The organism is Nannocystis sp., assembly GCF_016714285.1.
Taxonomy (GTDB): domain Bacteria; phylum Myxococcota_A; class Polyangia; order Nannocystales; family Nannocystaceae; genus Nannocystis.
In genome coordinates this window covers 534,790-556,925 of the sequence record NZ_JADJNN010000003.1, presented here as the reverse complement: position 1 = coordinate 556,925, position 22,136 = coordinate 534,790, and the positions used below count along the sequence as shown (strand labels likewise).

Annotated in this window: 17 protein-coding genes; 6 read left to right on the top strand and 11 right to left on the bottom strand. The window is 71.4% G+C overall.

What is annotated here, in order from left to right; all coding sequences use genetic code 11:
- Positions 1–38: 38 nt before the first annotated feature.
- From tkt to coaD, 8 genes are all read right to left on the bottom strand, one after another.
- Complete coding sequence (gene tkt, locus IPJ59_RS09910; RefSeq protein WP_293259055.1) at positions 39–2,060, bottom strand: transketolase; 2,022 nt, start codon at positions 2,058–2,060, stop codon at positions 39–41.
- 94 nt (positions 2,061–2,154) lie between these two features.
- A complete protein-coding gene (locus IPJ59_RS09905; RefSeq protein ID WP_293271060.1) occupies positions 2,155–2,697 on the bottom strand; it encodes a hypothetical protein in 543 nt (180 codons plus the stop codon).
- A 369-nt stretch (positions 2,698–3,066) separates the two neighbouring features.
- Entirely contained in the window at positions 3,067–4,407 is a 1,341-nt protein-coding gene (gene ahcY, locus IPJ59_RS09900) for an adenosylhomocysteinase (RefSeq protein ID WP_293271058.1), read from the bottom strand.
- A gap of 38 nt (positions 4,408–4,445) precedes the next feature.
- Entirely contained in the window at positions 4,446–4,880 is a 435-nt protein-coding gene (locus IPJ59_RS09895; protein ID WP_293259061.1) for a 1,2-dihydroxy-3-keto-5-methylthiopentene dioxygenase, read from the bottom strand.
- 16 nt (positions 4,881–4,896) lie between these two features.
- A complete protein-coding gene (gene mtnB / locus IPJ59_RS09890; protein WP_293259063.1) occupies positions 4,897–5,541 on the bottom strand; it encodes a methylthioribulose 1-phosphate dehydratase in 645 nt (214 codons plus the stop codon).
- A gap of 97 nt (positions 5,542–5,638) precedes the next feature.
- Positions 5,639–6,844, bottom strand: coding sequence for a hypothetical protein (locus tag IPJ59_RS09885; protein ID WP_293271055.1), 1,206 nt, complete (start codon positions 6,842–6,844; stop codon positions 5,639–5,641).
- A gap of 213 nt (positions 6,845–7,057) precedes the next feature.
- Entirely contained in the window at positions 7,058–7,666 is a 609-nt protein-coding gene (locus IPJ59_RS09880; RefSeq protein ID WP_293259067.1) for a hypothetical protein, read from the bottom strand.
- Entirely contained in the window at positions 7,663–8,190 is a 528-nt protein-coding gene (coaD, locus tag IPJ59_RS09875) for a pantetheine-phosphate adenylyltransferase (protein WP_293259069.1), read from the bottom strand. Before coaD ends, IPJ59_RS09880 begins: the two co-directional genes overlap by 4 nt.
- Positions 8,191–8,212: 22 nt before the next feature.
- Here coaD and IPJ59_RS09870 point away from each other — a divergent pair, with 22 nt between their 5' ends.
- Positions 8,213–9,082, top strand: a complete 870-nt coding sequence (locus IPJ59_RS09870) for a tetratricopeptide repeat protein (RefSeq protein ID WP_293259071.1) — start codon at positions 8,213–8,215, stop codon at positions 9,080–9,082.
- Between the two features lie 240 nt (positions 9,083–9,322).
- The gene (locus IPJ59_RS09865) at positions 9,323–13,426 is read left to right on the top strand and encodes a protein kinase domain-containing protein (protein WP_293271053.1); all 4,104 of its coding nucleotides are present in this window, start codon (positions 9,323–9,325) and stop codon (positions 13,424–13,426) included.
- A gap of 107 nt (positions 13,427–13,533) precedes the next feature.
- Here IPJ59_RS09865 and IPJ59_RS09860 read toward each other — a convergent pair whose 3' ends face one another.
- The 3 genes from IPJ59_RS09860 to IPJ59_RS09850 all read right to left on the bottom strand — a co-directional run bounded on the left by IPJ59_RS09860 (position 13,534) and on the right by IPJ59_RS09850 (position 17,207).
- A complete protein-coding gene (locus IPJ59_RS09860) occupies positions 13,534–14,598 on the bottom strand; it encodes a phosphotransferase enzyme family protein (RefSeq protein ID WP_293271051.1) in 1,065 nt (354 codons plus the stop codon).
- A gap of 6 nt (positions 14,599–14,604) precedes the next feature.
- Positions 14,605–16,347: a peptide MFS transporter gene (locus IPJ59_RS09855; protein WP_293271049.1), complete on the bottom strand. Its 1,743-nt coding sequence runs from the start codon at positions 16,345–16,347 to the stop codon at positions 14,605–14,607.
- A 161-nt stretch (positions 16,348–16,508) separates the two neighbouring features.
- Positions 16,509–17,207, bottom strand: coding sequence for a tetratricopeptide repeat protein (locus tag IPJ59_RS09850; RefSeq protein WP_293259079.1), 699 nt, complete (start codon positions 17,205–17,207; stop codon positions 16,509–16,511).
- A 28-nt stretch (positions 17,208–17,235) separates the two neighbouring features.
- On the opposite strand from IPJ59_RS09850, the gene IPJ59_RS09845 reads away from it, so the two are divergent.
- From IPJ59_RS09845 to IPJ59_RS09830, 4 genes are all read left to right on the top strand, one after another.
- The gene (locus IPJ59_RS09845) at positions 17,236–17,964 is read left to right on the top strand and encodes a hypothetical protein (protein WP_293259081.1); all 729 of its coding nucleotides are present in this window, start codon (positions 17,236–17,238) and stop codon (positions 17,962–17,964) included.
- 131 nt (positions 17,965–18,095) lie between these two features.
- Complete coding sequence (locus IPJ59_RS09840; RefSeq protein WP_293271047.1) at positions 18,096–18,719, top strand: (2Fe-2S)-binding protein; 624 nt, start codon at positions 18,096–18,098, stop codon at positions 18,717–18,719.
- The gene (locus IPJ59_RS09835) at positions 18,719–21,064 is read left to right on the top strand and encodes a xanthine dehydrogenase family protein molybdopterin-binding subunit (protein ID WP_293271045.1); all 2,346 of its coding nucleotides are present in this window, start codon (positions 18,719–18,721) and stop codon (positions 21,062–21,064) included. Before IPJ59_RS09840 ends, IPJ59_RS09835 begins: the two co-directional genes overlap by 1 nt.
- 72 nt (positions 21,065–21,136) lie before the next feature.
- Complete coding sequence (locus tag IPJ59_RS09830; RefSeq protein ID WP_293259087.1) at positions 21,137–22,135, top strand: FAD binding domain-containing protein; 999 nt, start codon at positions 21,137–21,139, stop codon at positions 22,133–22,135.
- Position 22,136 lies beyond the last annotated feature (1 nt).

The window sequence follows — 22,136 nt, the reverse complement described above, 5'->3', positions numbered from 1 at the left end:
GGCCTCGGACGCCGTTCGGGGGCGTGATCGTCCACACTTCACGGCAGCTCGAGCCAGCGAGCCACCACCGCGGCCGGCGTGAAGCCGAATTTCTCCGCCAGCAGCTTGCCCGGCGCAGAAGCACCGTAGTGGTCGAGCCCGTGCTGGTGCGCCGCGAAGCGACTCCACCCGAAGGTCGTGCCCGCCTCGACCGACAACCGCCGCGTCAGCGCCGGCGGCAGCACCTCGTCGCGATAACTCGCGGGCTGGGCGAGAAACGCCTCCCAGCACGGCATCGACACCACGCGCACCCGCCGCCCATGGGCCTTCTCCAGCGTGCGCGCGGCCTCCAGCGCCGTCGCAACCTCGGAGCCGGTCGCCACCAACACGCCGTCCAGATCGACGACCGCCACCCCCTTGGGCTGCCACAACACATACGCCCCGACCTCGATCGACTCGCGGCTCTCCGGCATCACCGGCAGATCCTGACGCGTCAGCAAGATCGCCGTCGGGCCGTCGCCAGGCCCCCGCTGCATCGCGTGCCGCCACGCCCCCGCGGTCTCACGCGCGTCCGCCGGACGCACCACGTGCAGCCCGGGGATCAGCCGCAAGCTCATCAGCTGCTCGATCGGCTGGTGCGTCGGCCCGTCCTCGCCGACCCAGAAGCTGTCGTGCGTGAACACGTGCACCACCGGCAGCTGCATCAACGCCGACAGCCGCAGCGCCCCGCGCATGAAGTCCGAGAAGACCAGGAAGGTCGCGTCGAACACCCGCACCCCGCCGTGCAGCGCCAGGCCATTGCACACCGCCGCCATCCCGTGCTCGCGCACCCCGAAGTGGATCGCCCGCCCGCCCGGCTGGGCCCGCGACTGACTGGCCACCGCCATCTCGACCCCGTTCGAGCCCGCCAGGTCCGCCGAACCACCGACCAGAGTCGGATGCGCCGCGACCAGCGCCGCCAGCACCTTGCCCCCGGCCTTGCGCGTCGCCATCGCCCCACCGGGCGGGAAACTCGGGATCTTGGCGAGAATCTCCGCCGGCACAAGGCCCTCGAGGTGGGCGAGGAACTGCGCCGCCAGCTCCGGGTGGGCCTGACGATACGCCGCGAAGTGGGCCTCCCACGCCAGCCGCCGCTCGCGCTGGCCCAGCTGCTGCTCGGCGAACACCGCCCGCACCGCCTCGGGCACCAGGAACTTCGCGTCCTCCGGCCAACCGAGCGCGCGCTTGGTCGCCGCGACCTCGGCCTCGCCCAGCGGCGCGCCGTGGCTCGCCGAGCTCCCGGCCTTGCCCGGACTGCCGTGGGCGATGACCGTCCGGCAGCAGATCAGGCTCGGGCGATCGCTCGCCGCCCGCGCCCGCGCCAGCGCCCCGGCCACCGCCGCCGCGTCGTGCCCGTCGACCCGCTCCACCTGCCAGCCATAGGCGGCGAAGCGCGCCGCCACGTCCTCGCTGAAGCTGAGGTCCGTCGGCCCATCGATCGAGATGTGATTGTCATCGTAGAGGTAGATGAGCTTGCCGAGCCCGAGGTGCCCGGCCAGGCTCGCCGCCTCCGCCGCCACGCCCTCCATCAGGTCACCGTCGCTGACGATCGCGTAGGTGCAATGATCGACGATCTCCAGCCCCGGCCGGTTGTAGGTCGCCGCCAGGAAGCGCTCCGCCAGCGCCATCCCGACGCCCGCCGCGAACCCGGTCCCGAGCGGACCCGTGGTCACCTCCACCCCGACCGTGTGCCCGTGCTCCGGGTGCCCCGGCGTCTTCGAGCCCCACTGGCGAAAGCGCTGCAGCTCCGCCAGCGGCAGGTCGTAGCCGCTCAGGTGCAACAGCGCGTACAGCAGCATCGAGCCGTGCCCGGCGCTCAATACAAACCGGTCACGGTCTGGCCACAGCGGCGCCTGCGGGTCGTGTACGAGGAATTGCCCCCACAACACGCTGCCCATCACCGCCGCGCCCATCGGCATCCCCGGGTGCCCCGAGTTGGCCGCCTGAACGGCGTCAATCGCCAGCGTCTTGATCGTATCGACGATCTGCGCCAGCGCAGCGGGTGGAAGGACGCGCGGGGGCAGGGATACGCGGGCCGACATCGCGGCCTCACCTATCACGCCAACCGCGGTCCTGGGTATGCCCAGCGGCGCCCTATCCCGGCCGCCGCTGTGTGAGTTTGAAGGTCGCCAGCGCTCACGCGGGCGTATAGCGGGTGCCGCGAGCGCGACCCGACCAGTGCACGGTCCCGGTCTCGATCAACCGCGCCAGCGAGGTCCGGATCTGCAGCGGCGAACCACCCGCCACGCGGGTCAGGTCCGAGGCCGACTGCGGCCCCGTCGAGGCGCGCAGCGCCGTCAGGACGGCGGCATCATACGCGGCCCGACCCTCGGCTGTGCGGGTATCAACCTCGGCCGGCGAGGCCTTGGCCGCGGGCTTCGCCGCCGCCTGCTTGGCCGGAGGCGCAGCGGCCGGCGGCGCCGCCGACTTGCGAACCTCGTTCTTGCTGCCCTTCGGACGCCCTGGGCCCGGCTTGGCCGGGGTCGCGGCGACGCTGCGGGCCAGCCCGCCGACGAGGTCGCCGACGGTGATCTGCCGCAGCAGGCCGCCGAGCTCCCCCGTGGACAGTCTACCGAGCTCCTGGAGGCTCATCTGTGGGTTTGCGCGGATCTGGTCGACGAGGACGTCCCGCTCAGCATTGGCGATCGCGGTACGGAATGTTGCTTCAAACCTGGACATGTTGGCAATCTGCAATAAAGCAGATCCGCCGTCAATCATTATCATGGCAGAATTCCATTACAGGCAACCCCGCCCCGACCTCGCCCACCACCGCACTCTCAATGCGAGGACCTCTCCCACCACCCAGAAACACCATTCATGCGCGAAAATGCGAGGCCACCACGCCACCCGCAAGCGAATCCGCGGACACCTGGCCGGGCCCATTCGCGTAGCTCGCTGGCCCCATTCACCACCACCCCCACGCGAAAGGCCCCACAGCAAGGGCCCGGCAGCGGCTCGGCTGCCCGCAGGGACAGGTCCCCGCGAACACCTTTGAGCCACCCCGAGCCCCGTTAGGCGCCGACCTCGGAGGAGGCCGAACGCCGAGGACTAGTAGCGATAATGCTCGGGCTTGTACGGCCCCTGCGGGGACAGCCCGAGGTACTCGGCCTGCTTGCTGGTGAGGGTCGTCAGCTTCACGCCGAGCTTGTCGAGGTGCAGGCGAGCGACCTCCTCGTCGAGGTGCTTGGGCAACACGTAGACCTTGCCGCGCTCATAGCGGCCCTTCTCACCGTAGAGCGAGAGCTGGGCCAACACCTGATTGGTGAAGCTGTTGGACATCACGAAGCTCGGGTGGCCAGTGGCGCAGCCGAGGTTCACCAGGCGCCCACGGGCCAGCAGGATGATCGCGTGACCGTCGGGGAAGACGAAGCGGTCGACCTGCGGCTTGACGTTGATCTCCTGGATAGCCTTGTCAGACACCAGCCCCGCCACGTCGATCTCGCTGTCGAAGTGACCGATGTTGCAGACGATCGCCTCGTCCTTCATCTGCCGCATGTGCGCCAGGGTGATGACATCGCAGCAGCCCGTCGAGGTGACGAAGATGTCGCCCAGCTTGGCCGCCTCGTCCATCGTCACCACCTGGAAGCCCTCCATCGCCGCCTGCAGGGCGCAGATCGGGTCGATCTCGGTGATCATCACCCGCGCCCCGAAGCCCCGCATCGACTCGGCGCAGCCCTTGCCCACGTCGCCGAAGCCGGCGATCACGACCACCTTGCCGGCGATCATGATGTCCGTCGCGCGCTTGATGCCGTCGGCCAGGCTCTCCTTGCAGCCGTAGAGGTTGTCGAACTTCGACTTCGTCACCGAGTCATTGACGTTGATCGCGGCGATCTTCAGCTCGCCGCGCTCGGCCATCTGATACAGGCGGTGCACACCGGTGGTCGTCTCCTCGCTGACGCCGTAGCAGCCCTCGAGCGTCTTCACGTGCTCGGGGCGGTGCAGCACAATGGTGAGGTCCCCGCCGTCGTCGAGGATGAGATTGGGCGGGCTGCCGTCGGGCCAGCGGATCGTCTGCTCGACGCACCACCAGTACTCCTCCTCGGTCTCGCCCTTCCACGCGAACACCGGCACGCCCGCGGCCGCGATCGCGGCCGCGGCGTGGTCCTGCGTCGAGAAGATATTGCACGACGACCACCGCACCTCGGCGCCCAGCGCGGTCAGGGTCTCGATGAGCACCGCCGTCTGGATGGTCATGTGCAGGCAACCAGCGATCTTGGCCCCGGTGAGCGGCTTGCTGGCCCCGTACTTGCTGCGCAACGACATCAGGCCTGGCATCTCCTTCTCGGCCAGGGCGATCTCCTTGCGGCCCCACTCGGCCAGGGACAGGTCAGCGACCTTGAAGTCTTGCGCGGCGGCAGGATGGATCTTCGTCACAGTGCTTGCAGACATCTCGAAAACTCGCCTCTCTTCAGGGGATGAAAACACACTCAAACTCGATACTCGGGCACCCAGCCGGCGGCGTCCTTGAACAGACGCACGCAGCGGATCTGCTGCCGTTCAGTCAGAAAGAACCGGTGATACAGGTCGGCCGGCACGACGATCAGGTCGCCCGCCTCCACCTCGACTCGCATCCAGCGCCCGTCCTGCGCCCGGATGTCGAAGATCCCCGCACCCGCGAGCACGAAGCGGACCTCGTCGTCGCGGTGCAGGTGCTCGTCCTTGAACTTGTCGCACACGACCCGCAAGTTCGGCAGCTCGGGGTGCAGCTCGACGATGTCCTGCGTGACATAGCCGCGCTCGACCTTCAACCGCTCGAGCGCGCCCTGATAGTCGTCCAGCGCCAGCCGCTCGTACACCACGCCCACGCGCGCCAGCTCGCCCGCGTCGATCGCCGCATCCGATTCCAGCCATGACAGTCGCATCGTCTGCTCCCCTCGCCTACGTCAAGCGCACGCCGAGGCGATTCGCCTCGACCACCGCGCGGAACAGATAGTCGTAACACTCGGCCTGCGTCTTGGCCTGGGCCCAACCAGACCCCCACACGTACACGCCGTGGCCCGCGACCAGCACCGCGTCGACCGCAGGATACGCGACCATCGCCGCCGCCATGCTCGCCGTCAGCTCCGACTCCCGCGCCGTGTTGGCGATGATCGGCACCCGCACGGCGTCGAAACACCCCATCCCGCGCAGCCCCTTCTGCATCTCCAACCCCTGACACACGAACTCGCCGCGCTCGGCAAACAGCCGCGACGCCAGCACCGCCCACAGCGAGTGGCTGTGCAGCACGGCGCCCGCGCCCCGCAGGCGAAACGCGTTGGCGAACAGCGGCCGACACTCGCTGATCTTCAACGTCGGGTCGGCCGGCGCACACAGCACCTTCACATCGTCGTGCGCGCCATCTAACAACCAAATATCCTCGGGCCGCAGGCGCTCCTTCTGCACCCCCGAGGGCGCCATATAAATGCCCTCTGCCCCGCGGATGCTGATCCCACCACCGGTACCGCTGACCCAGCCCAGCGCGTAGAACTGCCGGCACAGCTCGCAGATGAGCTCCGGGATCGGTTCGTGGCGGGCCGTCGACATGCGAATTGTGCCGGGGAAGCGGCCCGGGAGTGTACTCCGGGACCCCCACTCCGTCCGCGGGCCAACCCCGCGCGCCTACAGTGTGGAAGCTCGCACCTCAGGCCCGGCGCCGCCGCAGCCACAACAAGCACGGCGTCCACAACAGCCACGAACTCCCGCCTCCACCGACCACACAACCCCCGCACCCGCCGTCGCCCTCCATCGGCGTCGTGGTGGCGCCAGTAGCCTCGCCGCCACCGCCGCTCGAGCCCGTCGGAGTCACCCCGCCGCTCGAGCCACTCCCCCCGCTGCCGCCGCTGCCGCCGCTGCCGCCGCTGCCACTCTCACACTCCGGCGGGGTGATGAAGTTCATGCTGCTGTCCGCGCAATCGCCAGACTCGCCCCCGCTACCCTCGAGGATCGACGCCAGCGCCCCCATGTGCGCCGTGTAGCGACGATCCATCGGATCGATGATCTCGGCCTTCATCGCGATCTCCTGGCCGACCGACTCCGGCGGCGGCGAGAAGTCGAGCGCGAAGCTGTCGCCACTGACCGGCGTGTCGGCGGCGAAGGGCATCCACTCGAGCACGTTCGGCGTGTCATCGGAGGTCAGCGCCCAATAGCCGGTGATCGTCGACCCATCCATCGCGTCGACGCAACCGACCATCGTGAGCACCTCGTCGCTGTACTTGATCTCGTCCATGTTGGTGATCGCCAGCGCCGGCCCGCTCTTCGTCGGATCGGGATCGTCGATCACCTTCACCACCCCGGGCCGCTGCGTCCAGATGTTGAACACCGGCTCCCAGGTGTATCCGGAGATGATGTACGCCCCCGCCGCCAGCCCCGTGGTGTCCCATACCACCGGCTTACCCGCCTCCGCGAAGGTGATCAGCCGCCGCGCGTCATCGGCGGTGATGCGGGTGAAGCAGTCCTTCCACATCGCGTTGGTCTCGAAGATGTCCTCCGGCTTGAGGTCCGCCAGCTTGATCGTCCCCTTCGCCTCGGCCTGCATCACGTCCGCCGCCGACAGCCACACCGGCAGCGGCTGCTGCGGGCTGTGACCGGCGCAGAAGCCGATGAACTGGTGCCGCCGGCTGTCGTCGACCTCATCCGTCGAACTCTCCGGCCGCAGATCCTCGTAGGGGATCGTGTACGTGAACTCCAGCTTCGCATCGACCGTGCGGTCGACCACCGTCATGCACGCCGGCTCGGGCTCCCACACCACCGGCGTGCGCGGATGAACGCCGTTGCCCGCGCGCGCCATCCCCGACGCGGCCGACAATCCAAGCGCCGACCCGATGAGCATGAAACGGACGACGTTCATCGCCTGCAATCTACCCCCCAGACCCACCCCGTGAAAGCCCCCCGTCCCCGTCTCCCGGCGCAAAGTGAGCGCAGCGCAGCACCGGCAAGGGTGGATATTTCGGCCACGCGGGATCACGGTCATGCACACGACAGCGCCAGAAGCAGGACCCCCGCCCGCTCACGATCGTCTGCCCCTCGACGCAGCGGCGACACAACCCGGGATCGGGGGAACTCACGCAGCGCCGCCGCCCCGACCTTCGGCCGGCGGCAAAATCAACTGCTGCTCATGCGCCAGCATCCCCAGCGCCACCGCCAGCCGCGCCGCCAACATCGTGCGCCCGCTGACCAGCCCACGCCGCAAGCTCCACGCCCCCAGCAGCAGCGTGACACCCCACACCAGGAAGGTCGTCACCCGCGACATCGACAGCATCCACCACCCGAGCAATCCGCCCGCCATCCACATCAGGATCACCGAGCGCGCCGCCCCCTGCACCGCCGCGCTCGCCTCCGCCGCGTGGGCCGCGATCCGCAGCTCAAACTGCCCGTCGAACACCCGCGCCCGCGCCGCCTCGGGACCAATACGCAGGAACCGCAGCATCGGCCGCAGGCTCCGCTCGAGCTCCTCCGCCTTCAGCACCGTGCGCCCGCGCAGAACGATCGAACCATCCGCCGGGTCGCGCTCCTGCAAGCCGGCCTTGAAGCCCTCCGTATAAAGGTCGAGCGCCACCTGACTCGCCTGCAAGCCAGCCTCCTCGGCCGCCTGCACCTGCAGCTTGTGCTCATCGCCCCGCCAGCCCTCGCCCGTCCGCACCAGCGGCCCCGACTTGCCCGCGTCGCTCATGCCTGCCTCGCCTGCCGGCGATGCATCGCCTCGGCCACCGGCCTCGGCACGTAGCGCTCGAACTCACCGCCGTGGTGGGCGATCTCACGGATCAGCGAGCTCGACACGAACTGCTGCGCCGGCCGGGGCACAAAGAACACCGTCTCGATGTTCGGCGCCAGGTCGCGGTTGGCGAGGGCCATCTGGAACTCGGGCTCAAAGTCCCCGTGAGCCCGCAATCCGCGGACGATCGCACAGGCCCCCCGGGCGGCACAGAAGCGGACGACGAGGCCCTCGAAGTGGTCGACCCGGGCCCGCGGCAGGTGGGCGATGCTCGCCGAGATCAGGGCCAGGCGCTCCTCCACCGTGAAATACCCCGGCTTGGTCGCGTGCCGCCCGACCCCGACGATCACCCGATCGAAGATCTGCAGCGCCCGCTCGACGATCTCCACGTGGCCGTTGGTGATCGGGTCAAAGGAGCCGGGGTACACCGCGGTCCGCTGCGGCGGCAATTCAGGCGGGTCGACAATCACGGGCGCGCTCACGGACCGGAGTATAATCCGGACCATGCTCCGTCTTGCACCCGCTGGCGCGTGGTTTCTCGCCGCCGCACTCCTCGCCTGCAGCACGCCGCCGGCGCCGACGCCCACCAAGGTCAGCGAGAAGCCCCTCGCCACCGTCCCCACGCCCTCCACACCGATCCCCACGCCCTTCATCAATCCCAACAAGGAGCCCCCGCCCCCGCGTAGCGAGCCGCAGCTGCCCGCAGCTGAACTCGCCGCGACCCTGGCCAAGGCCGCGGCCGAGCGCCAGATCGACAGCAAGGTCGAGGCCGCCCTGACCCTCCGCGCCTGCGCCAACAAGGTGCCCCAGAGCGTGCGCTGCGAGGGCGAGCTGGCGGCCCTGCTGGCCGAGACCCCGCGCCACAAGTACGAGGCCGAGTACTACCTCAAGCAGGCGATCGCCGCCGACGAGCCCGACCTCGACGCCGCCTACTATCGCCACCTCGGCGAGGCGCTCCAGCTCAAGGGCATGTACGACGACGCGGCCACCGCCTTCACGCGGATGATCGAGCGCAGCAAGCCGACCGCCACAGCAGCCGATCACTTCCTGTTGGCCACCGTCCTCCAGGGCGTGCCCTCGCGGATCGCCGAGGCCAGCGATCGGCTGCACATGGCCTACGAGCTCGACCCCAGCCAGCACGCCTGGCTCCGCGACGAGGCGATCTTGCTGGGCCAACAGCCCGACAAGGTCGAGCAAGCGATCGCCCGCTTCGAGGAGTTTCGCAGCAAGATCACCGACCCCGCCCTGATCGCCGACACCGAGCGCCGGATCGCCGAGCTCCGGCCCGCCATCACCCCGCCGCCGACCGAGGCGCCGACCAAGGCCCCCGGCAAGACCCCCGGGCCCAGGCCCAAGCGCAAGCCCACCGGCTAGGACGACCAGGCCTGCGCCCGCGAGCTCGCGCTCCACGGCCCGACCGGGGTCGCCCCGCCCCGGATGACCCCATCAGGCCCCGCCGCTCCCCACCCATCCCCGTCCGCCCACCCCGCATCGCCGGCGACGACGGGCGCTTGTTTGACCTGCGCCGGGCGCCTATGCGACTCTCGAGCTCGCCCGTGGACAACAAGCGCAAGGGATCCGCGTCGCCCTCCGGGAGCGGCCGCTTCAAGTGGGATGCAGCGCCGGCTCGCGATTCCTTCACCTTCGCCGACGACGACGACGGGCCGCTGCCCGCCCCGCCGGAGTTCGACGGCCAGCGCGGCGGCGTCCCCGACCTGCTCGACGCCGAGGAGATCGTCGAAGCCGAGGCGATCGAGGACCCCGAGCTGCTCGACTCCGCGCTGGTCACCGAGCTGCGCCCCACCCACGCGATGCCGCCGCCGATCCCCGCGCCCGTACCCACGGGCCCGGCCCAGCGCGGCTTCCTCGACGACGGCGAGATCGCCCTCCCGCCCCGCATCTCTCGCCTCGCCCAGAGCTTCCCCTTCCGCAAGCTCCGCGCCGAACCCGACCCCGACGACGACCCGATCGAGCCCTCCACCTTCCGATCCGCGGCCCTCGGCGTCGACGCCGACGACAGCGAACCCGAGGAGCTCGACCCCGAGGAGCTCGAGGCCGCCGAGGCCGAGCTCGTCGACGACGACGAGCCGAGCCCGCCCCCGGCCCCCGCGCTTATCGAGCCCGCCCGCCCCGCTCCCGCGCGCAGCCGCCAGCAACCCCGCCCTCCGCTTCACCGACGACGACGAGCCCGCGCCCAAGTTTGTCACCGCCGCAGCACCCGACGACGCACCCACCCACCCGACCCCCGACGAGCCGCCACAACGCTTCGTCGACGACGAACCCGCTTACGACGAGCCGGCCCATGCGACCCCCGACGAGCCGCCACAACGCTTCGCCGACGACGAACCCGCCTACGCCGAGCCACCAGTCCACGCGACCTCCAACGAGCCCCTCCTCCGCTTCGCCGACGACGAACCCGCCTACGCCGAGCCACCAGTCCACGCGACCTCCAACGAGCCCCTCCTCCGCTTCGCCGACGACGACGACGACGCCGAGCCGTTCACCCGCGGCGAACAACCTCCGCCTCGCTTCGCCGACGACGCGCCCGCACCAGCACATCAAGCCCCCGAGCTGCGCTTCGCCGACGACGACGACCCCGGCCTCGAGGACCCCGCCCTCCGCTTCGCTGGCGCCCAGCCGAACCCAACCGACGACCACGACCCCGGCCCCGAGGACCCCGCCGTCCGCTTCGCCGCCGCCCACTCGCACGCGGCCGAGGACCGCTTCGCCGCCCACGCACCACCCGTCGACGACGACGACGACAACGACCCCACCGAGCTGCGCGATCGCTGGCAGCTCCGCGACCGCGGCGCACCGAGCCCCGCCCAGATGTTCGCCGACGACGAGCGCTCGGCCGACACCATCGCCGACGGATCTATCGGCGGCGTCGGCGTCGGCGTCGGCGTCGGCGTCGGCGTCGGCGTCGGCATCGGCGTCGGCGTAAGCGACGACGACACCGGCCTGTTCGGCGACGTGCGAGAGAACGCCCCGACCGGCCTGTTCGCGCGCGACGAGCTCCGCACCGCCGCCCGTCGCCTGCCACCGACCCCGACCCCGAGCAACGGCCTCCCCGACGACGACGACGAGCCGACCGGCATGTTCGCCGTCGATCGCCTGCGTGAGGTCGCCACGGCCGCCGGACAGCAGCCGCAACAAGTCAACGAGCAGGACGCCCTGCTCCCACGCGCACCCCAGCCCTCCGCCGCGATCGCCGTCGCCGCCTTCGACGACGACGACGACGACGCAACCTGGGCCATCCCCGTCCCAACTGGCACCAGCACCACCACCAACCCCGTAAGCGCCCCGGCCAGCCCGTCCAGCGCCCCGGCCACCTCCGTCCGCAGCGGCCCCACGAGCGCCCCGGCGATGGTGATCCCACCGGTCATGGCCTCCCCGCCGATGGTCGCCCCCCCACCGATCGTCGCCGCCACAACCAGTGAGGCCTCCGGTGTCGGCGGATGGATCGCCACGAGACCCGGCGCCTCGATGGCCTCCGGCGCGATCTCGGTCGCCGACTTCGCCGATGACGACGACTGGCACGCGCCCACAGCCGCCGGCACCGCCGCCACCGTCGAGCCCGAGCCGACACCCGAGGCACCCGAAGCAGCGGACGCCGCGGACGACGACGACGACGAGTGGGAGCCGCACGCCGCCGCCGTCAACCTCGCCCCCCCTCCCACCGACCTCGGCGAACCCTTCCCCCTCGACCTGTGGAGCGATCCCGACGAGCTGGTCGGCCGCGACCTCGGACGCTACCGCCTCGAGCAGCCGCTCAGCCGCGGCATGACCACCCGCGTGTACCTCGGCCGCGCCCACGATGATGGGCGCAAGGTCGCGATCCGCGTGCTCGGCCCGAACCACTCGCCCGCCGAGCCGCGCGCGCGCCAGTTCCTCTACGAGGCCCAGCAGCTGGCCAAGCTGCGCAGCGAACACGTCGTCGAGGTCCTCGCCACCGGCACGACCCACGACCACCTCACCTATTACGTGATGGAGTACCTCGAGGGCGAGACCCTCGCGAGCTCCCTGCGCAACGACGGCCCGCTGCCCTGGGCCGACGTCGCCGCCTTCGCCAACCAGATCTGCGACGCGCTGATCATCGCCGCCGACCGCGGCATCGTCCACAACGACCTCAGCGCCTCGACCTGCATCCGCCTCCCCGGCGGGCGCGGCGAGGGGCGCAGCGAGGGCGAACACCGCCGCGACAACATCAAGCTGCTCGGCGTCGGCGTCTCGCCGCTCACCAGCGTGTTCCGCAACGCCGACGGCGCCTGGACCCTGTCCCAGGGCACACCCATGGGCGCCGCCGAGTTCATGGCCCCCGAGGTCGCCAGCGGCGGCCGGGCCGACGCGCGCACGGCCGTCTACGCGGTCGGCGTCCTGATGTACGAGCTGGCCACCGGGCGCCCGCCCTTCCGCGGCGACTCCTTCATCGCCGTGCTCAAGAAGCAGATGTACGAGGAGCCCGCCTCGCCGCGCCTGCAGGTGCCCGAGCAGGAGATCCCCGACGTGTTCGAGGCCGTGCTGCTGCGAGCCCTCGCCAAGGCCCCCGGCGACCGCTTCAACGACCTGCGCGCGCTCGACGAGGCGCTCCTGGCCGCCCGCGCCCGCGAGGGCGAGCTGCGCCGCGTCACCCAGATCCTCGCGCTCGACCCGGCCTTCTGGGACGAGGACGGCAGCCGCCGCGTCAAGCACCCGAGCGCGCCGCTGGTCTCCGCCGACCCGACCCCGCTCGCCACCTTCGCCGCCGACCTCAAGCAGAACCAGCCCGAGCTCGCCGCCAAGGTGTTCCCCAAGCCCGAGCCCCCGCGCCAGGCCGGCCGCGCCGAGCCGTCGATCGCCCTCCACCTCACCCACCTCGCCGCGCCGATCGTCGCTCCCGCGCTGCCGACCCAGCCCGCGCCGCAGATGCCGGTCATCGTCCTCTCGCGCCCGCCGACCGCCAGCAGCGGCCTGTTCCGCAACGTCAGCCTGGCGATCATCATCGCCTCGCTGGTCATCGTCGCCGCCCTGTGGCTGAGCGACCGCAACCGCGGCCCCGCCAAGAAGACCCCCGAGGTCGCCGAGTCGCGCCGCCCATCCACGACCAGCAAGTCCAGGCAGCGAACCCCGCGCGACACCAAGGTCCGCCCCGACACCCCCGCCGCCCCCGTCGACACCCCAACCGTGCTCCCACCCTCGGACCCCGACCAGCCTGAGCCAGAGGTCGTCCAGCTCCCGCCCGCGCCAGAGCCAGAGCCAGAGCCCGTCCAGCCGCCGCCCGAGCCCGAGCTCAAGCAGTTTCCGCCGCCCGAGCCCGAGATCAAACAACCTCCTGCGCCCGAGCCCAAGCCCGTGACCCCGCCCGAGGTCGCCGTGATCAAGCCGGTCAAGCCGGACCCACCGGTCAAGCCAGTCAAGCCGGTCAAGCCCGCGACCCCGCCGCGTGACCCGCTCGACGACCGTCCCGAGAGCATCACCAGCGGTCGCCTGCAGGCCAAGCTCGCCTCCATGGAGGAGCGCGTGGCCACCCGCTGCCGCAGCAAGGCCGGCGTCCCCGACACCCGCGGCCTCAAGGTGAGCATCCGCGTCGTCGTCGACGTGAAGGGCGAGGTCAAGGCCAAGGCGACCGCGCCGTGGACCGGTACCCCCGTCGGTCAATGCATCGAGGAGATGATCGAGGCGATCCGCTTCAACGAGACCCGCACCGGCGGCGGACGCACGCACACGTTCACCTTCTAGCCCGTCGCCACAACCTGCCCCAAGGGACAGCTCCTCCGCGACCCGCCGCAACCTGTCCCAAGGTACAGCTCTCCGCGACCGCCACAACCTGCCCCGAGGGACAGCGCTCAGCGCCCCGCGAGCAGCAGCTCGGCCCGCGCCTCGCGGGTCGCCAGCGCCGCCCGATGCAGCGCCCACTGCCCGCGCGCGCGCAGCAGGTTGTGCTCGCCGGCCGCCGGGAAGCGCTCGCGGTCCCACCCGAAGTAGCGCTCGCGCAGCGCGTCCGCGGCGAAGCGCGCCGTCAGCTCGAGCGAGATCCACTCGACCCCGTGGACCAGCGCCTCCCGCTCCGCCCGCGTCAGCGCGAAGCTCAGCGCCCCGAGGTAGCCCGCCAGCGACGCCGCGAACACCTCGAGGTCGAAGCTCGCCGCCGTCTGGTCCTCGCCGCCGCGGTTACACCACGAGCGCCACGCGTCCCCCAGCTCATGGTGCAGCGGCATCCGCCCGACCGTGTCGAGGTCGACGATCCCCGTCGTCACCACCTGCTCTTCGGGACCTGTCCCGAGGAACAGCAGGTTGTTGAACTTCAGGTCGCCGTGACACACCCGCTGCGGCAGCTCGCCCGGCTTCGGCAGCGCGACGAAGCCGACCACGACCTGCTCCGCCAGCTCGGCCACCTCCGGCATCAGCCGGTGCTGCGGGTGCTCCGCCAGCGCCTGCGCCAGCGTGTGCAGGTGCGCCGGCGTGTCGTGCACGCCCTGACGCACCGCGCGAAACTCGTGCTCGAGATCGTCGAGCGCCACGTGAAACGCCGCCACCCGGGCACCCGCCGCGCTCGCCTGCGCCGGGCTCTGCACGGTGTCAAAGCTGATCCCCGGCAGCCGCGTCATCACCCGCCACACCCCCTCCGGCCCGAGATCCGCGTACAGCTGCCCGCCGCGGCTGCGCAGCAGGCCCGGGCTCGGCTGACCGCGCCGCCGCAGCTGCTCGCTGACCGCCGCGATGTTCTCATGCACCTCGGGCGCAAACACCGGGTTCACCCGCTGCAGCACGAACTCGCCGTCCTCCGCCGTCACCGCGAAGGACAGGTTGATGAGCCCGCCCGCCAGCGGCCGCGCGCGCGGGCGGACCAGCCCCGGGAACTCGGCGAGGGCCCGCTCGATCGTCGCCGCGTCCGGAGCTGCCAGCGTCATCGCTGCTTATCCGAGGTACTTCGCCATCACCCGCTTGAGCCGCGGCAGCATCGCCAGGATGAGCCCGCACGACGCCAGCGCCAGCACGCAGTTGATCCCGAACGCGTAGGCCTTGGTCTCGAACGCGTTGAACAGCGCCGACAGGATGCCCGCCAGCTTGTTCCCGATCGAGGTCGACAGGAACCACGCCCCCATCATCAGCGCCGTCAGCCGCGGCGGGCTCAGCTTCGACACCATCGACAGCCCCATCGGGCTCAGGCAGAGCTCGCCGATCGTGACCACGAAGTAGGTCCCGACCAGCCACATCATCGTCCCGCGGATCTCCCCGTTGTGGGTCATCACCGCCGCCGTCACCATCACCAGGGTCGACAGCGCCGTGATGAACATGCCGAGCGCGATCTTCCCCGGCGTCGACGGCTCCTTCTTGCGCCGCCGCAGCCACGCGAACACCCCGACCACCAGCGGCGTCAGGGCGACCACGAAGAACGCGTTGACCGACTGGAACAGCTCCGACGACACCAGCTTGACGCTCTTCTTGCTGCACTCGGCCTGCTGCGCCTCGCTCAGGTCCGCCCCTACTGGCAGGCACTCAGGCGTGGGCGCCGGCGCCGGCGTCTTCGAGTTCTTGAAGTAGGGCTCCGGCTCGAGCACCGTCTCCGGCTTGCCGTCCGCGCCCTTGATCTCCTTCTTGTTCGCGTCCAGCTTCGGCACCCGGCGCTGCGAGAACACCTCCTGCGCCAGGCCGACCTGGCTGGCCGCGCTGGCCATCGTCACCGGCATCTCGCGCTCGGTGTGCTCCTCGGCCCAGGTCGTCAGCGCGTCGCCGTTCTGGTGGAAGATCGCCCAGAACGCGATCACCGCCGCGCACAGCGGCAGCAGGGCCCCCAGCCGCTCCTTGTCCTCACCCTGCGCCTTGCGCCACAGCGACGAGTAGAACCAGGCCACCGGCACGCACGCGAACAGGAACGCGTCGTTGCTCTGCTTGCCGAGGAACGTGAACGGCTTCTCGCCGCCGTCCCCCAGCAGCAGGTCCGGCACGAACCACCCGACCGCCGCGAACGCGAAGGCCGGCACGAACACCTGCCCGAGGATCGACCCCACCGCCTGGTCGCCCGGCTGCGTCGGCTTCAGCACGTCGGCGTGGACCGTGTGCTTCTGCCCGGCCAGGAACCACGCCACCCCGATGAACATCCCGATCCCCGCGGCCAGGAACGCGTAGCCCCAGCCGTAGTTGATCCGCAGGTACGCCGCCACGAAGTTGCAGGCCAGGGCGCCGATGTTGATGCCCATGTAAAAGATGTTGAAGCCCTCGTCGCGGCTGCTGCGATACTTCTCCTCGTTGTAGAGGTTGCCGACCAGCGTCGAGATGTTCGGCTTGAAGAACCCGTTGCCGACGATGATCAGCAGCAGCGACAGGAAGAAGTGCACGCCATACCCGGGGATCGCCAGCCCGCAGTACCCGAGCCCCATCAGCACCCCGCCGATCACGATCGACCGGCGATAGCCGAGGATGCGGTCCGCCAGCAGGCCGCCGATGAACGGCGTCAGGTACACCAGCGCGATGTAGGTCCCGTAGATGTCCGACGCCGTCGCCCCGTCGAAGCCGAGCCCGCTCTTGGCCGGGTACGCCCCGTTCGCCCCCGCCTTCATGTACAGCGTGAAGATCCCGAGCATCAGATAGAAGCCGAAGCGCTCCCACATCTCGGTGAAGAACAGGACAGGCAGACCCTTGGGATGGTTCTTGAACATCAGCGATCCTCGGCCACGCGCGGCCGGCCCGACCGACGCGAGCGCCCACGATACGGCCCTTTTCCCCGCATGGGAAGCCGACTCACTGGCCCCGAGAACGCCACCGCGGGGCCACCGACAGCTTCACGGCGCCTCACCCTGTTTAGGCTTTTTAGGGCGGCTCACGACCCGCCGAGCCGGGCGTCCAGCGCACGGATCCTGCTCAGCACATCCGCGTGCTCGGCCGACCCGGCCCACGACGTCACCAGCGCCGCCATCTGCTCATCGAACTGGCGATACATCACCCGCGCCCGCCGCAGCCGCTCCGGGTCGGGCGTCACTTCGAAGCTGCGCTCGTACACCACCGCGAGGTTGTAGAGGATGTTGCCGAGGATCTCCGGCGCCTTCGGGTCCTCGCTGCCGTGGATCAGATCGTAGGCCGCCTTGAACTTCGCGATCGCCTCGTCGTAGTCGGTCAGCTCATAGGCCTTCTGACCCGCCTCGGTCAGCGCCCGCGCCTGCGCCATCAGGTCGCCCTGTGGGGCGCTCACCGGCACCGTCGGCACCGGCAACGCGACCGGCGGCGGCACACCCGGGGCCACCCCCAGCGCCCGTGCGCCGACCACCTGCGTCGGGTCGCCGTCCTTGCGCAGCAGCACCTTCATGTCGCGGTCGATCATCAACGCCGTCGCCAGCCGCTGACCATCCGGCCAGGTCGCAACGATCTCCGCCGCCGACTCCTGCGCCACCGACCACCGATCACCTCGCCCCGGGCTGCCATTCAAGGTCACCCGGGCCCCCGGCGTCGCATCTACCTGCACCACGTAGCGAGCACAACCCGCCAACGCCAACACCAGCAGCAGCAGACTCGGGCCGCGCATCGTCGCTTCAGGATACACTCCCGCCCGCATGTCTGCCCAGGGTCCGGGCCCCGCCCCCGAGCACGTCCAGGCGCTCCACGACCGCTACCTGCTCGAGGTCGTCGAGGCCCTCGCCCTGTGCCCCTTCGCCCGCCGCTGCCGCGAACAGGGCCGGGTCGCCCGCCCGCTGTTCTACGCGTCCGACGCAGCCGCGCCCGAACCCCCGGGGATCGACCCCGCCATCGTCGCCGCCGAGCTCGACCGCTGCACCCGGGCGAACCCCGAGCTCGAGGTCATCCTCCTCACCTTCGTCCTCCCGCCCGCCACGGACCACCCCTGGCACGACCTCGACGTCTTCGAGACCCTCGTGCGCGGCGTACGAGACGCCTACGAGGCCCGCGTCCCCGCCGGTCTGCGCTTCTACATGGTCGGCTTCCACCCGCGCCTGCAGGGCCCCGACCCGCGCCGACCCGCGACCCCCGACGGCCTGGTCCCGTGGCTGCGCCGCACCCCCGATCCCGTGATCCAGTGCATCCGCGCCGACCTCCTCGACCAGGTCCGGCGCCAGGCCCAGGCCGCCGCCAACGCCCGCTTCCTCGAGGAGATGGGCCGCCTCGGCCCCGAGTACCGCGCCCTCGCGGCGACCGCGATCCAGTCCGACCCCGAGCTCTCCGCGGACATCGCCCGCCACAACTTCGCCAGCGTCGGCACCGGCACCGGCCGCGCCGAGCTCGACCAGCGGATCGCCGCCCTCCTGGCCGCCCGCGCCGACCTCTGACCAGCCCATCGTCCTCGCGCTGAAGTCATCGCCACCTGTCCTTTCAGACAGCCACGCTGTCCAGCACCGTCCGGCACCGGCGGCCGTTCACCCTCGCAGCCCCGCCTCGCCCCGTGGTAGCGTCCGCGACGATGAGCGACATCCCACGGATCTCCCGTCGCAGCCTGTTTCGCGGGGTCGGCTCGGCCACCCTCGTGGCCGGCTGCGCCGCGAAAACCCCGACCCCGGCGCCCGCGCCCGGCCTCGACCCCGCCGCCCCGCCGCTCGCCGGCACCGCTCTCGGCCCCGGACCCGCACCGCTGCGCTTCACCCTCAACGGCGCCCCGCAGACCCTCGAGGCCGCCCCGAGCACCACCTTGCTCGAGCTCCTCCGCCACCAACTCGACGCCACCGGCAGCAAGCTCGTCTGCGACCGCGGCGCCTGCGGGGCCTGCACCGTGCTCGTCGACGGCGCCCCGCAGCCCAGCTGCATGACCCTCGCCCACGACGTCGAGGGCCGCGGCGTCACCACCGTCGAGGGCCTCGCCACCAACAACCAGCTCTCGCCGCTGCAGCGCGCCTTCATCGAGCACGACGCGCTCCAGTGCGGCTACTGCAGCTCCGGCATGTTGATGTCCTGCCAGGCCCTCCTGAACCGTCGCGGGGCGACCGACGCCGCCGCCGTCGAGCACGCGATCGCCGGCAACCTGTGCCGCTGCGGCACCTACCCGAACGTCGTCGCCGCCGTGCTCTCGGTGGCGAAGGGAGGCGCGTGATGGCCGACGGCACCCGCAAGCTCAAGGTCGGCTTCGCCGATCAGCTGCGCGACATCGAGGTCGCCCTGCCCGCGGGCGAGCCCCAGCCCTGGGACGCGACCACCAAGCTCGACGTCGTCGGCAAGCCCCACCCCCGCATCGAGGCCGCCGCCAAGGTCACCGGCGCCGCCCGCTACACCCACGACCAGCGCCCCGCCGGCCTCGTCCACGCCGCCGTGCTCCGCTGCCCGCACCCCTGCGCCGTGCTCGACGCCCTCGACCTCGAACCCGCCCGCGGCGCCCCCGGCGTGCTCGCCGTGCTCGCCGTCGCCAAGCCCGGCGACCGCCTCCTCTTCGCCGGCCAGGACGTCGCCGCCCTCGCCGCGACCACCCCACAACAGGCCCACGCCGCCCTCGCCCGCATCGCCGTCCGCTACAGCCCGCAGCCCTTCGTCGTCGACACCACCGCCGCCATGCAACCCGACGCGCCGCTGGTCCACCGCGCCCAGGTCCGCGAGCGCAGCACCGAGGGCGACGAGCCCGGCACCCCGACCGGCAGCAGTCAGCGCGGCAACCTGCGCATGAGCCCCTCGCAGAAGAAAGGCGACGTCGACAAGGGCCTGCGCCAGGCCAAGGTCACCCACGAGGCCACCTACAGCACCCAGGCCCACACCCACAGCGCCCTCGAGACCCACAGCATCGTGCTCCGCTGGGACAGCCCCACCTCGCTCACCGCCTGGTGCTCGACCCAGGGCATCTTCTCCGTGCGCGACGAGCTCGCCGAGGTCTTCGGCCTCAAGCCGCAGGACGTCCACGTCATCACCGACTACATGGGCGGCGGCTTCGGTGCCAAGTTCGGCGCCTCGGCCCCCGGCTCACGCCTCGGCTTCATCGCCGGCGAGCTCGCGCGTCAGGCCCGGGCCCCGGTCGCCCTCCTGCTCGACCGCCGCGAGGAGCACCTGTGCACCGGCAACCGCCCGGACTCGATCCAGCAGGTCACGCTCGGCGCCGCCGCCGACGGCAGCCTCACCGCGATCAAGGTCCTCGCCCACGGCAGCGGCGGCATCGGCACCGGCGCCGGCGTCGGCCGCAACGCCTTCGCGATCTACACGAAGTGCCCCAACATCCGCGTCGAGTCGCACGACGTCTTCACCCACGCGGGCCCTGCCACCGCCTTCCGCGCCCCCGGCCATCCGCAGGGCGCCTTCGCCATCGAGCTCGCCCTCGACGAGCTCGCGGTCAAGCTCGGCAAGGACCCGCTCGAGCTCCGCCTCGCCCACAACGAGCACCCCGTCCGCCGCCACCAGTTCGAGCTCGGCCGCAAGCAGTTCGACTGGGACAACAAACGCAAGCGCGTCGCCGACGAGCGCCAGCGCAACACCAGGCTGCGCCACGGCGTCGGCGTGGCCGCCTCGATCTGGGGCGACTTCGGCCGCGGCAAGGCCGTCGTCGCCAGCCTCAGCGTCGGCCGCGACGGCAGCATCGAGCTGCGCAACGGCCTCCAGGACATCGGCGGCGGCATCACCACCGTCGTCGCGCAGGTCGTCGCCGAGGTGCTGCGCCGCCCGCTCGCCGACATCCGCGTCCGCATCGGCACCAGCGAGCTCGGCCCCTCCGTCGGCAGCGGCGGCAGCAACACCACCTCGTCGGTCACCCCCGCCGTGCGCGCCGCCGCCGAGGCCGTCCTCCAGCAGCTGCGCGAGCTCGCCGGCAAGCAGCTCGCCGCGCGCCGCCCCGAGGATGTCCTTTGGGACAGCAAGGGCGCCCGCGTCGGCGGCAAGTCGATCGCCTTCGTTGACCTGTGCAAGCACATCGCGGGCGAGGCGATCGTCGCCACCGGCACCCGCCCCGACACCTACGGCGCCTACCCGAGCCGCTTCATGGGCGGCAACAGCGTGGCGATCGCCGGGGTCCAGTTCGCCGAGGTCGAGCTCGACACCTGGACCGGCCTGGTCCGCGCCACCCACGTGCTCGCCCTCCACGACTGCGGCCGCGTCATGAACCCCCTGACCTGCCGCTCGCAGATCACAGGCGGCATCATCCTCGGCACCAGCTACGCGCTCAGCGAGCAGCGCGTCATGGACAAGCGCCACGGCGTCATGCTGAACCCCAACCTCGACAGCTACAAGATCGCCGGCGCCCGCGACGTCCCCGCGATCGACGTCGTCTTCACCGAGGTCCACACCGGCGCCAACAACACCGGCGCGATCGGCATCGGCGAGCCCGCCACGATCCCCACCGCCGCCGCGATCGCCTGCGCCGTCTTCAGCGCGATCGGCACCCCGGTGCGCAGCCTCCCCCTCACCCCCGACCGCGTCCTCGCGGCCCTCGGCGCCATCCCAACCGCCGCCCCCGCTCGCGGATGACCACGCACCCCTTCGCCCTCACCCCCGACCGCGGATGACCATGCAACCCTTCGCCCTCCCAACCGCCCGCGGATGACCATGCAACCCTTCGCCCTCATCCGCCCGACCACCCTGCTCGCCGCCCGGGACCGCGTGCACGAGCACCCGCGAGCCCGGCTCTTCCGCGCCGGCGGCGTCGACCTCCTCGACCGCATGAAGGAGGGCCTCGACGCCCCCGCCGAGCTCATCGACCTGCGCACGATCGCCGACGAAAAGTCCTTGCGCGGCATCAACCCCGACCCCGCCGGCGGCTGCCAGCTCGGCGCCCTCGTCACCCTCGCCGAGCTCGCCGCCGCCGCCGAACTCGACGCCGTCCTGCGCGAGGCCGCCGGCTCGGCCGCCACCCCGGGCATCCGCAACCTCGCCACCCTCGGCGGCAACCTGCTGCAGCGCCCGCGCTGCTGGTACTACCGCAACGTCGACCTCGTGTGCCTCAAGAAGGGCGGCGACGCCTGCCTCGCCGTCACCGGCGAGAACAAGTACCACGCGATCTTGGGCGGCGGCCCGAGCTTCATCGTCCACCCGAGCACCCTCGCCGCCGCCCTCCTCGCCCTCGACGCCAGCGTCGACATCGCTGGCGACACCCCGCGCAACATCCCCCTCGCCGACCTCTTCGTCGGCCCCAAGCAAGACCCCACCCGCGAGCACTCCCTCGGCCCCGGCGAGCTGCTCCTGCGCGTCGTCCTCCCGCCCGCGCCCCCCGGCCGCCGCTCCGCCTACGCCGTCGCCAAGGAGAAGCAGTCGCACGACTGGCCGCTCGTCGAGGCCGCCGTCAGCCTGTCCCTTGCGACAGGTGTGATGACGCAGGTCCGCGTCGTCCTCGGCCACGTCGCCCCGACCCCGTGGCGCAGCCGCGAGGCCGAGGCCGTGCTCGAGAACCAGGCGCCGTCCGCCGATCTCTTCCGCAAGGCCGCCGCCGCCGCCCTCGCCCCCGCCCGCCCGCTGCGCCACAACGCCTACAAGCTCCCCCTCGCCCAGGGCCTGCTGCGCGAGGCCCTCCACCGCGCCGCCGACCTCCCGCTCCCGGAGTGAC